This is a genomic window from Bradyrhizobium sp., assembly GCF_050014615.1.
Classification (GTDB): Bacteria; Pseudomonadota; Alphaproteobacteria; order Rhizobiales; family Xanthobacteraceae; genus Bradyrhizobium.
Window position 1 is genome coordinate 1 of record NZ_JBEKCZ010000020.1, and the last position, 12,714, is coordinate 12,714.

The following is a 12,714-nucleotide window of genomic DNA, read 5'->3' on the forward strand; positions in this document are numbered from 1 at the left end:
GTCGGGTTATCGAGCGCCGAGTTGACCTTGTTGCCGGTGGCGAGGTCATTCTGGGTGGTCGCGAGCAGCGCCGCGGTCGACTGAAGGGAGAGGAGGTTTTGGCGAACTGACGCCGAGAGAACGATGCCTGACATTTTCATACCTTTCTGGTGTGAAACAAGAGTGCGAGTGTGCTCCCGACCTTCTTGATCGGGCAACCGGGCCACGTTGGGAGCAAGCTGCTAACAAAGCATGAATCGGCACTGCCGCTCCGGCGCGGCAGCCAATTTGGCATCACGCCGATCGTCCTTTGGGCCCCGGCGTGATTTGCAAAAAGCGCTGATACGACTGCACAATCTGCTTGCCGCGCCCGTCATTCACGAAGTGTTAACTACATTGGGAAAGGATCGCGCTTGCGTCGGCCAGCAAAGCATCCGCGCGTCGCCGGCGCGACCAAAGCCGATACTCGTTCGAATTCGCTGTATGGATGGCTCGCCCAAGAGGCGGCAACGGAGAACAGGCATGGCCCTAAAAGTCGAGCTCAAGCCGCACGAACGGATCATCATCGGTTCCTGCGTGGTCACCAACACCGATCAGCGCGCCCGGTTATTGATCGACGGCGACAAGATTCCGATTCTGCGCGAGAAAGACATCATGACGCCGGCGATCGCCGACACGCCGGCCAAGCTGGTCTATCTCGCGGTGCAGTTGATGTATATCTCGCCTGAGCCGCAGATCAATCACAGCACATACTTCAATCTGATCCGCGATATCGTCACCACCGCGCCGAGCACGTGGGCGATGATCGAGGGCATCAACACCAATATCCTGAGCGGCGACATGTATCAGGCGCTGAAGGCAGCCCGCAAACTCATCGACTACGAGAAAAAGCTGCTGGATCAGAACGCCGCCCGCAACAGGGACAAGGCGGAAGCGCGCCGCGGCGCGGCTTAAATCGCCAGCGGCGGCGACGGCTCGACTTCAGGCAGGCTGTCGCCGGACGGCGCGCGCTGGGCGCCGAATTCCAGTACCGCCGAGACCAGCGCATCGACATCACATCTATCGGTGCGGTGATTGACGATCGCCGCGCGGATCGCGAGCCGGCCGTCCAGAACCGTGGTCGATGGCGCCGCGATCCCGGATTCCTGAATATCGGCGACGATATCGCCATTGACCCGGTTGGCGTCATCGGCGCGATAGCGAAAGCAGACGATGTTGAGCTGAACCGGCGCCAGCAGTTCGAGCCGCGGCTCGGCCAGGATCCGGGCTTCCAGATATCGGGCCAGCGCACAGGTCCGCTCGATCATCGCTCCGAGCTTCTCGGTGCCATAGGTTTTCAAGGTAAACCATGTCTTGAGTGCCCGAAACCCCCGCGACAGATCTGGTCCGAGATCGCACGGCCATGGCGAGCCCGCGGCGAGGCCCCGGGTTTCCCGGCGCAGATACGCCGCCGGCGCGGCAAAGGTCTCGCGATGCTTGCGGCCATCGCGAACGATCAGGAAGCCGGCGTCATAAGGCACCTGCCCCCATTTGTGAAAATCAAGCGCGATGGAATCCGCGGTTTCGAGTCCGGCCAGCCGCGGCGCCAGTTCCGGCGAGAGAATCCCGAGCGCACCGTAAGCGCCGTCGACGTGAAACCAGAGATTTTCCTCGCGGCACAGCTTGCTCAATGCCTCGAGATCATCGATGGCGCCGATATCCACCGTACCGGCCGAACCCACCACCAGAAATGGTTTCAAACCAGCTTCGCGATCGATCGCGATCTGGGTGCGCAATGCGGCAACATCGATGCGATGCAATCGATCGGCCTTGATGCAGCGCAACGCATCCTGGCCAAAGCCGGCGAGATCCATCGCCTTGGCGACGCAGCCGTGCGTGGCGGTCGACGTATACGCCGTCAACAGCGCGCCCTCATTGCCGATACCGTGCCGACGAACCAATTGTCCGAGCGCCGCCGTTCTCGCCACCAGCACCGCCATCAGGTTCGCCATCGATGTGCCGGTGACGAAAATTCCGCTGGCTTCGATCGGGAAGCCGAACATCGCGCGCGTCCATTCAACGATCTGACGTTCGACCTCGACCGGAATGTGATCGCGCCCGCCGAGATTGGCGTTCAATCCGGCCGCCAGCATCTCCGCCAGCATGCCGACCGCCGTGCCGCCGCCATGTACCCATCCCATGAAGCCCGGATGAACATTGCCGGTCGCATAGGGGACGATGCAATCGGTGAATTCCTGGTAGACATCGCCAAGGCCGGAAGGCTTGCGCGGCAGACTGTCGCGAAACCGCGCGCGAACCTCATCCGGTATCGGACTCCATACCGGACGCTCGCGAATATTGGCGGCGTAGTCGATCATGTCATCGAGCATGCGATGACCCTGCGCCCGAACTTCGTCCCAGTTTTGCGGATCGAGCGTCTCGCTCACGCCGGATACCAGCGGCTCCTCGCGCAGCACCACGCTCATGCCGCCTGCTCCTTCGCATACCGCGCGCGACGCTCCAGCAGCGCCGCGAACGCATCGAACACCTTGCGCATCTGAGGCGCCTTGTACGGAAAGACGTCGGGCGGATCCATGTTGTGCACGATCGCGGTATTGTCAGCTTCGAATATCAGCAGCGATCCGTCTTTGGTTTCCGCGCAGTCGACCGTGAAATAGTCGAGACCGATACGATCGGCCATGCCGGCCAGCGCCGTCGCGTGCCGCCGTGCGAAGCCGATGTCGAATGTTCGCATGAAAGTTTCTTCCTCGAGGCGCTTGCTGGCGCTCAGCGTCATTCCGGCGTTGAGATACCAGATGTCCCAGCGGTCGGCGATCGCCATGTGACACGCGTAAGGTTTGCCATCGACGACGACAATGCGGCACTTGCGGAACAAACCGTCTTCCCCGGCATAATCGACAAAACGCGAGATGAAGAATTCCTGCTCCTGTCGTTCGCCGAGGTAGCGCGCGATCGCGGCAGGATCGTCGATCTTCGCAAGGCCGGCGCCCGCATGCGAACCGCGCGGCCTGACGATCACGGGAAACGCAAGGTCGATGGCGATCTCGGCCGGCGCCGCGGCGAAGCGCGACAGATCGGATAATTGCGCGCGGGTCACGGCAATTGTCGACGGAATCTCGAGACCCTCTAACCCCGACAGCAGACCATGCAACTTGTCGCGATCGAGATTGCAGACGAGATGCGGCGGATTGAGAAGCGGCCGCGGCCAGCTTCCGGCCACATCACCGATCTTGCGCAGCGCGTCGCGGCAATCCTCGGAGTCGGACGCGATCACGATGGCGATGTCATGATCGGGAAGCGGCGCCGGCAATTCGACTTCCGGAATGACATAGAGTGTCATCAGCTCGATGCCGGACTGCTCCAGCAGAAATTCGATCGGCGTATTGCTGCCCATGTCGGTCGCCGCCGCGAGCGCAAGCACCCGCAACCGGGGCCGCGGCGTCGAGCACGGCGAACGGAACAATTGATGCGACTTGAGTATCTCGTGCTGGATAGCGAGACCGGCCGGCTTGTCGCCCAGCAATTGCGCGATCAATGATAGATCTAACCCCTCGCCGGCTTCGATGGTGCCGTCGATCAGTCTGGCAATCAGATCATGCCACAGCGGACGAAGATCGGTCCCGGTCGCCGCCATGGTAGTGAGCCTGGCAAGGCCGATACGGTCCGCACAAGGCAGCTGGGCCATGGCGATGCGTTCCGCGGCGACGTCTTCGCTCTTACGCCGCATCGGTCACCACGGCGGACGCCGGTGCGGCGGCGGCAAACTGCGACGAGATATCGCCATGGAATACCGACGGCCCGACGTGATCGAGATGGCTCTGCAGGTCAGCCCAGATTTCGCCGCCGATATCGGTCCAGCGTTTGCAGAATGCGAAATCCTCGCTGAGATAGGTTCCGCTGTTCGGATCGATCATGCATTCGAACAGTGCAAACCGGTTCGGACTTCCCGCCAGCGCATCGAGCGAATGCTCGCGAAAGAATTGCAGCGGGGCATAGCCGGGATGCGCGCACATCTTCTCGAAGGCGTGGCGCCGGATCATCAGGAATCCGGTGCCGGCGTAGCGCACCCGCGTGAAGCCGTTCACGACAGCGACATGATCCGGATCGTTGATTTCCAGCACATAGTCGAGCGCGGCCGACGCCACGTCGGGCCGCTTGCTCTCGATCGCCCGCCTCGCCTTGTCCCAGTTGACGCGCTTGATCGGATAGATGCCCGCCACCACGTCGGCGCCGGATTCGATCAGCCGAAACACCTGGTCGGGTGTAAAGCCGATATCGGCATCGATGAACAGGAAGTGGGTCGTCGTGGGATCGTCGAGAAACAGCGTCATCAAATTAGCCCGCGCGCGCGTAATCAGCGCATCGCCGTCGCGCAGCTCAATCTTGAGCTTCATGTTGGACTTGGAGCGCACCGCGCTCTGCAAATGGAAGATGGAACTGGCATAGATGCTGGAAACCTGGCCGCCGAAGCAGGGCGTGGCCACCACCAGGTGAATTCGCTCGGTCATGAATGGCTCCGAAAGCGGCAGGCGTCGTCCGCCAATCCTCACCAAACAGTAAATAGACGTGGTTAACGAAATCCTAACGCCGGGGCTGTCGCCCCCGCCAGGCCAGGATGGATCAGCCCAATAGCCGCAGTTCGTCGCGCAGGCGGCCGATGACGCTGTCCCAGTCGCTAAAGGCCGGCTGCCGGAACAGCTTCGCCGTCGGATACCAGGGCGAGTGGTCGCTACTCCTCAGCCAGCGGAAATCGGCCGCATAGGGCAGCAGAATCACGACCGGCCTGCCCAGCGCGCCGGCCAGATGCGCCACCGCGGTATCGACCGAAACGACGACATCGAGCAACGCGATGACGGCCGCGGTATCGGCGAAATCGCGCAGCGCGCCGCCGAGGTCGACAAGATCAGGAACGCCCCGCAAGACTTCGCGATCGGCGTCACGCAGCTCGTTCTGCAGACTGAAGCAGCGCACCGGCGGGTCCTCGAACAACGCGGCCAGACGTTTGAGCGGAATCGACCGGTTGGCGTCATTCTTGTGCGAAGATTGCCCGGACCAGACAAATCCGACCCGCGGCCTTCCTGGCGGCAAACGACCCTGCCAATCGGCCAGCCGCGCCGCCGAGGCCGCAAGGTATGGAATGGAAGCGGGGATGGTCTCAAGCTGCGTTCCGAACGCCAGGGGAAGACTGAGCAAGGGACACTGCAGATCGAATGCCGGCAGCGGCTCCCCCCTGGCAAGGACGGTGACGTCCGGGAGCTGCGCCAGCAAAGGTTGCAATTCCGGCTGAACTTCGCAGACCACCTTCGCACCGCGTGCGGCCAGCAACGGCGCATAGCGGATGAACTGGATGGTGTCGCCGAACCCCTGCTCGGCATGCAGCAGGACGGTCTTGCCGGCGACCGGCGCGTCTCCCAGCCATAGCGGCGCCTGAAGCTGCCGGCGCTGCCTGGCAAACGCCCCGGTGCGCCAGCGCCATTCATACGCCTTCCAGCCGGCCTCGAAATCGCCGAGGCAAAGCCGCGTCATCGCAGCCTCGAAATGCGCTTCGGCGAATTCAGGTCCCGCCGCGAGCGCCGCTTCGAAGTCGGCCAGCGCCTCAAACGGACGGTCGAGGCGGCGAAGCGCATGACCGCGATTGGTCAGGATCTGCGGATGACCGGGCATCGCCGCCAGCGCGGCGTCGTAACTCGCGATGGCCTTGGCGGGCTGGTTGAACCGCAGCAGCGTATTGCCCCGGTTGACCAGCGCGCCGACGTGGCCGGGATTTTTCGCCAGCACGGCGTCGAAGCTCGCCAGTGCCTCGTCGATGCGGCCCAGTTCGAGACAGGCATTGCCTAAATTGTAGAGAATTTCCGGATGATCCGGCGCCAGCCGCAGCGCGCTGCGATAGTTGACGACCGCTTCCTCAAACCGTCCGGTGGCGTGAAGCGCCAGCCCGAGATTTGACATCGCATCCGCGGAGCCGGAATTGATCCGCAGCGCCTGCGACAGAAAGCCAAGCGCCTCGACATTGCGGCGGCGCTGGAGATTGAGAACACCCAGCAGCTGCAGCGCATCGAAATCGTCGGGCCGGTATTCCAGAATCCCGGCGCACAATTTTTCGGTTCTGTCGAGATCGCCCTGTTGAAACGAACTGTAAGCCTGCCGTTGCAGGCGCGACAGGTTCGGCATCGCCGCGGAGGCTTTTTTCCACTTCGCCGACAACGGACGTTTCTCTCCGCAAGACAGACCGCCTCGAATGCAGCAAGCCACGCCCGGAACAGGCGGAACTTGCGGGATCGCGTTCGAATCAGCCGATGCCCGGCAGGCTATCATTTTCCGTTGGCCGCCGCCCTTGGCGCGGCACGGCTTTGACGCGCCGCGCCGGTGTGCCCGCGGGATGCGCGCCGTTCGAGCCGGCGCTTGGTCCATAACTTGCATCGAAAGCTTGCATCGAACTGCATAACAGTTGTGTGAGATAGGTGTTTCAATGCGATTTCGTCAGGTTTTTGGGGTCACGGCCCTGGCCGCGCTGCTGCTGCTGTCGCAACAACCCGTTCGGGCCGATACGACGCTTCGTATCGCCATGACCGCATCCGATATTCCGACCGCGACGGGGCTTCCCAATAACGGCTTCGAAGGCATGCGCTTTCTCGGTTATCCGATCTTCGAAGGGCTGGTGCTGTGGGAACTCGCGAGCACGGATCATCTGGCGGGGTTGCGTCCGGGACTTGCCGAAAAATGGGAGCAGGCACCTGACGACAACAAGATCTGGATCTTTCATCTGCGCCACGGCGTCAAATTCCACGACGGAACCGATTTCAACGCCGACGCCGTGATCTGGAATCTCGACCGCTACTTCAAGAGCGACAGCCCGCAATACGAGATTGCGAGTTCCGCGATGACGCGGGCGCGCGCGCCCTTGCTCAGCGCCTACCGTAAGATCGACGATAATACGGTCGCGATCAGCACGACAAAACCGGCTTCCTATTTTCCGTTCATGGCGGTCTATATCCTGTTCACGTCGCCGGCTTCGTTCGAAAAAGCCGGCCACGACTGGGCCAAAGTCGCCACCCTGCCCGCGGCCGGCACCGGACCGTTTCGGATTACGAAAGTCGTGCCGCGCCAGGAAGTCGATCTCGATCGATGGGATGGATATTGGGACCCGGCCAAGAAAGCCAAAGTGGATCATTTGGTGCTGATGCCGATCCCGGAGGCCAATGCGAGGCTGGCCGCCTTGCGTTCAGGCCAGGTGGACTGGATCGAAGTGCCGCCTCCGGACGGCATCGCGTCGCTGAAATCGGCCGGGTTCAACATCACGACCGGTTCTTATCCGCATGTCTGGCCGTGGTTCTACAACATCGGCGCGTCAGGCAGCCCCTTCAAGGACGTGAAAGTCCGCCAGGCGCTGAATTACTGCATCGACCGCGAGGGTCTGGTGACCCTGCTCAACGGCACTGCCGAACCCTCCGCAGGCTGGCTCAAGGCCAGCGATCCCAATTTTGGTTCGCCGGTCAATCACTACAAATTCGATCCCGTCAAAGGCAAGGCGCTATTGGCGGAGGCCGGCTTCACGCCCGACAAGCCGCTGACGTTCAAAGCCATGATTTCAAACTCCGGCTCCGGACAGATGCTGCCATTGCCGATGAATGAATTCCTGCAGCAGAACCTGAAAGAGGCTTGCGGCGTCAATGTCGAATTCGACGTGGTCGAATGGCAATTGCTGCTGACCGCGGCGCGCGCAACCCCCGACAGTCCGAACCTCAAGGGCGCCATGGTGCTCAACGTCAGCTCGCCCTCGTCCGACGTCGGCATCATGGCCCGCTATTTTTCGTCGGCAACTTTTTCGCCGAACGGCTTCAATTTCGAGCAGTGGAAGGATGACGAATTCGAAAGCGCCCTCACCACGCTGGCGGAAACAACCGATCCGGCGGTGATCACCAGCGCGCTGCGCAAGGCGCATGAACGGCTGGTCGACAACCCGCCATGGCTTTACATCGTTCACGACCTCAATCCGCGGGCGATGAGCCCCAGGGTCAAAGGGTTCGTCTCGCCGCAATCATGGTTCGTCGATCTGACGCTGGTCAGCCTGCAATGAATGAGATGACGGTCCGTTCTAGCGGCTCGCGACAATCGGAACCAGCACGTGGCTAAAGCCCGTCCGGTCGATATGCAGTGTGGTGGTTCCCGCGAACAGGCTGCGCGGCCGATCGCGCGGATCATCGTGCAGGAATGGTCCGCATCCCAGCAACTCGTTCTTGAAATTGGAGAGTTTCGCACCGGTCGTTGACTGCCACGCATAGTCCTTGCCGCGAACACTCAGCGCGATGCGATACCCTTTCGGGACCACGATCGACGTCGGCCATATCTCGATCGCGAGATCGACCGGGCTGCCGGGCTGCAATCGCTGCAACTCGTCATGGCTGTGGTAGGGACGATACGGTCGGGACAGGGTTTCGTCGAGCTTGCGGTGAGAAGCACGTAACCATCCCTGCGCCACCGGCGTGTGCGGATCAATCGCGCCCGCAAACGTCACCTCGCGCAGGTCCGGACTGAAAACCCGGAACACGACGAAGATGTCGGCGTCCTGCGTGCTGGACGAAATGCGCAGCGCCGCCGCCAGCGGACCCGTGATCTCGGTATCTTCGGTCAGCGGCATCGACATGAAAGTCAGGCCGTCGCCCATCGCGGCAAAGCTGATTTGCGCGTCCTGTGCGGGCGGTTGCAGGGAAAGGGTCTGCTTGCCGGGATCGAGATAGAATTTCGTCCAGGCGGTGGCGGGCAACGGCCAGCCGGTTTCGTGCCGCTGGACGAAACCATCGATGTGGCGGACCTGCAGCTGGACCTTCGGCTGCCGGTCCCAATCATTGGCTTCGCCCTTGAGGTAGAAGTCGAAGAAGCGCTTCTGCAACGCACGTCCATAATCGGTGTAGAAATGCGTCCAATGCTCCAGGCCGTGGCACTCCAGCCACTTCTCGCTGGAGGCGGCGCGGACAAACCCCTCGAAATTTCCGCGCGTATGTAAACCCTGGCCTCCCCAGTTGGCCGCCGACAGAAAAGGCACCGTCACTTTGTCCCAGTGCGGCGAACGCGCTTGATGGTATGCATCGTCGAGCGGATGGGCGAGAATATCGTCGCCGAAATTCGAGCGATGACGCGCCAGTTCCTGGTCCGACATGGTTTCGTCGCCGCACACCAGCGCGCCGGTAACGCGGCTGCGCGGCCCGCGTTCACCCAGGCCGAACTGCACGGTCTTCACCTGCATGTCGTACCAGTTGGCCCAGAACGTCGAGAGAATACCGCCATGGTGCGTCATGTCGCGATACCAGTCGGCGGCGCCTTCCCAGATGCACATGGCTTTAAGATGCGGCGGCTGCAGCGACGCCACCTGCCACTGGTTGATGGCGTAATAGGAGATGCCGTTGAGGCCGACATGGCCGTTCGACCAGTTCTGCACCCCGGCCCATTCGATGCAGTGATAGAAGTCGCGGGTCTCGCGGGGCGAAAAATGATCGACATCTCCGGGCGATCGTCCGGTCCCGCGTGAATCCACCCGCACGCAGACATAGCCGTGCGGCACCCATTTCTCGGGGTCGACCACTTCCCAATTCTGATACTTGTTGGTTGATCCGTAGGCCACATCCGGATGGTTTGCGATCATGTTCTGCCAGGCACTGGGGTAGCCCTGCTGGAACGCGAGCCCTTTGGCGTAGGGACCGTGGGTCAGCAGCACCGGCCATTTGCCCGCCGTGTTCGGTCTGAACACATCCGCGCGCAACACCACGCCGTCGTCCATGACGATCTCGGCATCCCATTCGATCAGCATGCCGTCCTGCGCCAGCGGCTCAGCCATGTTCCTGCCCTCACTTTTGCGTCGTGTTAGCGACTGCCTGATTTTATGTTCGGTTGATCGAACGGAGAATTGCTACCACATCCCAGCAACAATCTATTGGTCGAGACCGCCCGCCTTGCGTGTATTTTGCGCTGGACAAGCAGCATCTTCAGAGCGTGGCGGCATGTCTCAAACGTACAGGAGAAGGCATCGAAGTCATTTGACAGAGACGAATCAACGATGTTTAGGGTACCCAAAAGCGATACCCGATGCTGTAGGACATTGTTCATCCATGGATATGAAGAGCCCTGTTTCGTTAACTGGCGAGTACCGATTTTACCGGGGTCTGGTTGCCACCTGTGTTGCCAACGGGATTCAGGCGGCAAATTTTCTCGGTGATCGATTCCTGAGAAAGACGCATCGTTCATCTTCAGAAATCGATGAACTGTACACGGACTCGATGAACAGCGCATTTTCCGCGACGGAATCTTTTCTTGTCACAGGAGCGCCGCACGCATCGGCATATTATCCGCGCGACTTTGCCTGGTTCTATCCCGACGTTCTCGATCCCGACACCATCATGGATTCCGAGGATGCAATTCGCAGGGTTCGTCTGCTCGAAACAAGCGTCCGGCTTATGCTGGAGGCCGTTCGCGCCGGTGTTGTCACAACCACTATTATCCCGGCGGGACGCAATCGGTATATTGGTGTCAACTACTTTTCGCGACCTTCAGATACGCTGTTGGGCACCCTCGCAGGTCTGGAGCAAATCATATGCGCCGACCAAAGAGCGTCAGCGTCGTATCTGGGATTGTCACAAGGCGCCCATGCGGGCCGCCTGTTGTTGATCGAGTATCGCGAGGATCTGAAAAAAGCGATCATCGAACTCGCAAGATCCCTGGAGCCGTTCGATGATAACGGAACCAGCTATTTACTTTGTGATGCAGCCGCACCTCGCTCCGCGGCGACAGATACCCGCGCCGAACGTAGGCGTTTCGTCACCAATGCATGCGTCTACACGACTTTTCTTCGCGCCATAAAACTCGGGGTCATCGGCATCAGCGAGCTTGAGCAACTGCTCGGACGCGGACTATCACGATATAAAGCGCAACTTCTGCGCTTGTTCGGCAAGCATGGCTATATCAGTCATTCCCTGGATTGCGATAACGAACCGCCTGCGTCTTCCATCGCCCTGGACTTCGTCAATGTGCAGCGGGGATTTTGGGATTTGAAAGACGAGAGCGAGCGCGCGTTGTTCGCAGCCACGACTGATCTGATCATCGCGGAACCGCGGTTTCGCGTGCCAAATACGTTTCACTTCCTGGTTTCCGCGAATAATCCGCGCAGAAAGATGATCCACAAGATCGCGTCCCCATCCTACCAGGGGCGCTCTTCCTGGCCGACGTTTAATGTCGAATTCGCGGACCGCATGCTGGATTGCGACGAATTTTCAGGAACCGATACATACGGGTCCTGCGCTCGGGATATTTTGAGCGACATTCGTGCCGCAACCGAATTGCATGGCGGATATCAGGAGCTTCTAACGGATAAAGGCCTCAAATATTGTACATGGGCCTATCGGGGAGCCGTTGCTCACTCCTGGTTTCCCCGTTTCCTGACTGTCTGGAAAAGGGCATTCGGAACCCCGCTGCTGGATTGGAAGTAGCACGTTACGCCGCGTGCTCCTGGCCGTGCCGGGAGCGGCGGTACAGCATCGCGGCGAAGGCTTCGAAAATCCTGCGCATCTGCGGAGCCTTGTAGGGATACACTTCGGGTGAATCCATGTTGTGGACCACGGCGGTGTTGTCGGCCTCGAAGATCAGCAATTCGCCATTCTTGTTTTCCGCGCAATCGACCGTGAAATAGTCGAGGCCGATCCGATCGGCCATGGCGGCGAGCGCGCTTTGATGGCGCAGCGCGAAATCGCTGTCGAAGCTGCGCATGAAACGTTCTTCTTCGAGACGCTTGCTCTCGCTCAGTGCCATGCCCGCATTGAGATACCAGATATCCCAGCGGTCGGCGACCGCCATGTGGCAGGCATAGGGCCGGCCGTCGACGAAAACGATCCGGTATTTGCGAAACAGGCCGTCATCACCGGCATAATCGACGAAGCGGGAGACGAAGAACTCCTGCTCCGGGCGATCGGCGAGATATCGCTCGATCATGGCGCTGTTGTCGATTTTGGCGAGCCCGACGCCGGCATGCGAGCCGCGCGGCCGGACGATCATCGGAAACCGCAGTTCCGCCGCGAAATCCGCGAGGCCGGCATTCGACCCTGCCAGCTCGGACAATTGCGCGCGCGTGATACAGGCCGTTGCCGGAATATCCAATCCCCGGATGTCGCACAGCAAACCATGCAGCTTGTCGCGACCGAGATTGCGAACCAGCTGCGGCGGATTCAGCAGCGGACGCGGCCAGCGCGATGTCGCGCGGTCGATCTTGCGCAGCGCCTCCCGGCATTCCTCCGAATCGGACGCGATCACGATCGCGACGTCATGGTCGGGCAGCGGCGCCGGCAATTCCACGCCGGCGACCACATACAACGTCTGCAGTTCGATCCCGGAGCCTTCCAGCAGGAACTCGATCGGCGTATTGCCGCCCATGTCGATCGCGGCCGCCAGTGCAAGCACGCGCAGTTTCGGCTTTTCCAGCGAACATGGCGAGCGGTAGAGCTGATGAAAGGCGAGCACTTCCGCCTGAATGGCAATTCCCGCCTGCTTGTCGCCCAACAGCTGCGTGATCAGCGACAGATCGAGCCCCTCGCCTGCTCCGGCGGTCCCGGCGACGACCTTGGAGATCAGTTGATCGCGCAACGGACGCAGATCGGTACCGTCAAACGCCATCGTCGTCAGCCTGGCTAGTCCAATTCGCTCGGCGCTCGGATAGCGCGCAAGACCGGCCGGCTCTGCGTTCTTAAACTCCAT

Annotated in this window: 9 protein-coding genes; 3 read left to right on the top strand and 6 right to left on the bottom strand. The window is 60.9% G+C overall.

Features of this window, described 5'->3' with window-relative positions; translation table 11 throughout:
• Positions 1–501: 501 nt before the first annotated feature.
• A complete protein-coding gene (flbT, locus tag ABR948_RS05350; protein WP_428114409.1) occupies positions 502–933 on the top strand; it encodes a flagellar biosynthesis repressor FlbT in 432 nt (143 codons plus the stop codon).
• On the opposite strand, the gene ABR948_RS05355 is transcribed toward flbT, so the two are convergent.
• The 4 genes from ABR948_RS05355 to ABR948_RS05370 all read right to left on the bottom strand — a co-directional run bounded on the left by ABR948_RS05355 (position 930) and on the right by ABR948_RS05370 (position 6,183).
• Positions 930–2,444, bottom strand: a complete 1,515-nt coding sequence (locus ABR948_RS05355; protein ID WP_428114410.1) for a pyridoxal phosphate-dependent decarboxylase family protein — start codon at positions 2,442–2,444, stop codon at positions 930–932. The genes flbT and ABR948_RS05355 overlap by 4 nt on opposite strands.
• Positions 2,441–3,664, bottom strand: coding sequence for an ATP-grasp domain-containing protein (locus ABR948_RS05360; protein WP_428114411.1), 1,224 nt, complete (start codon positions 3,662–3,664; stop codon positions 2,441–2,443). Before ABR948_RS05360 ends, ABR948_RS05355 begins: the two co-directional genes overlap by 4 nt.
• 31 nt (positions 3,665–3,695) lie before the next feature.
• On the bottom strand, positions 3,696–4,487 hold the full coding sequence (locus ABR948_RS05365; protein ID WP_428114412.1) for a hypothetical protein: 792 nt from the start codon (positions 4,485–4,487) through the stop codon (positions 3,696–3,698).
• Between the two features lie 112 nt (positions 4,488–4,599).
• A complete protein-coding gene (locus tag ABR948_RS05370; RefSeq protein ID WP_428114413.1) occupies positions 4,600–6,183 on the bottom strand; it encodes a tetratricopeptide repeat protein in 1,584 nt (527 codons plus the stop codon).
• Positions 6,184–6,448: 265 nt separating this feature from the next.
• Here ABR948_RS05370 and ABR948_RS05375 point away from each other — a divergent pair, with 265 nt between their 5' ends.
• Entirely contained in the window at positions 6,449–8,056 is a 1,608-nt protein-coding gene (locus tag ABR948_RS05375) for an ABC transporter substrate-binding protein (protein ID WP_428114414.1), read from the top strand.
• A gap of 18 nt (positions 8,057–8,074) precedes the next feature.
• Here ABR948_RS05375 and ABR948_RS05380 read toward each other — a convergent pair whose 3' ends face one another.
• Complete coding sequence (locus ABR948_RS05380; protein ID WP_428114415.1) at positions 8,075–9,811, bottom strand: CocE/NonD family hydrolase; 1,737 nt, start codon at positions 9,809–9,811, stop codon at positions 8,075–8,077.
• 277 nt (positions 9,812–10,088) lie between these two features.
• Between ABR948_RS05380 and ABR948_RS05385 the strand changes: the two genes are divergently transcribed.
• Complete coding sequence (locus ABR948_RS05385) at positions 10,089–11,456, top strand: hypothetical protein (protein WP_428114451.1); 1,368 nt, start codon at positions 10,089–10,091, stop codon at positions 11,454–11,456.
• A gap of 4 nt (positions 11,457–11,460) precedes the next feature.
• Here the strand turns inward: ABR948_RS05385 and ABR948_RS05390 are convergent, their stop codons facing one another.
• Positions 11,461–12,714: an ATP-grasp domain-containing protein gene (locus ABR948_RS05390; RefSeq protein ID WP_428114416.1), complete on the bottom strand. Its 1,254-nt coding sequence runs from the start codon at positions 12,712–12,714 to the stop codon at positions 11,461–11,463.

What these genes read in the sequence shown, in the direction of transcription:
- ABR948_RS05385 (WP_428114451.1), top strand. Translation starts at nt 10,089, where the DNA reads ATGAAGAGCCCTGTTTCGTTAACTGGCGAGTACCGATTTTACCGGGGT.
- ABR948_RS05365 (WP_428114412.1), bottom strand. Translation starts at nt 4,487, where the DNA reads ATGACCGAGCGAATTCACCTGGTGGTGGCCACGCCCTGCTTCGGCGGC.
- ABR948_RS05380 (WP_428114415.1), bottom strand. Translation starts at nt 9,811, where the DNA reads ATGGCTGAGCCGCTGGCGCAGGACGGCATGCTGATCGAATGGGATGCC.
- flbT (WP_428114409.1), top strand. Translation starts at nt 502, where the DNA reads ATGGCCCTAAAAGTCGAGCTCAAGCCGCACGAACGGATCATCATCGGT.
- ABR948_RS05390 (WP_428114416.1), bottom strand. Translation starts at nt 12,714, where the DNA reads ATGGAGTTTAAGAACGCAGAGCCGGCCGGTCTTGCGCGCTATCCGAGC.
- ABR948_RS05360 (WP_428114411.1), bottom strand. Translation starts at nt 3,664, where the DNA reads ATGGCCCAGCTGCCTTGTGCGGACCGTATCGGCCTTGCCAGGCTCACT.
- ABR948_RS05355 (WP_428114410.1), bottom strand. Translation starts at nt 2,444, where the DNA reads ATGAGCGTGGTGCTGCGCGAGGAGCCGCTGGTATCCGGCGTGAGCGAG.
- ABR948_RS05375 (WP_428114414.1), top strand. Translation starts at nt 6,449, where the DNA reads ATGCGATTTCGTCAGGTTTTTGGGGTCACGGCCCTGGCCGCGCTGCTG.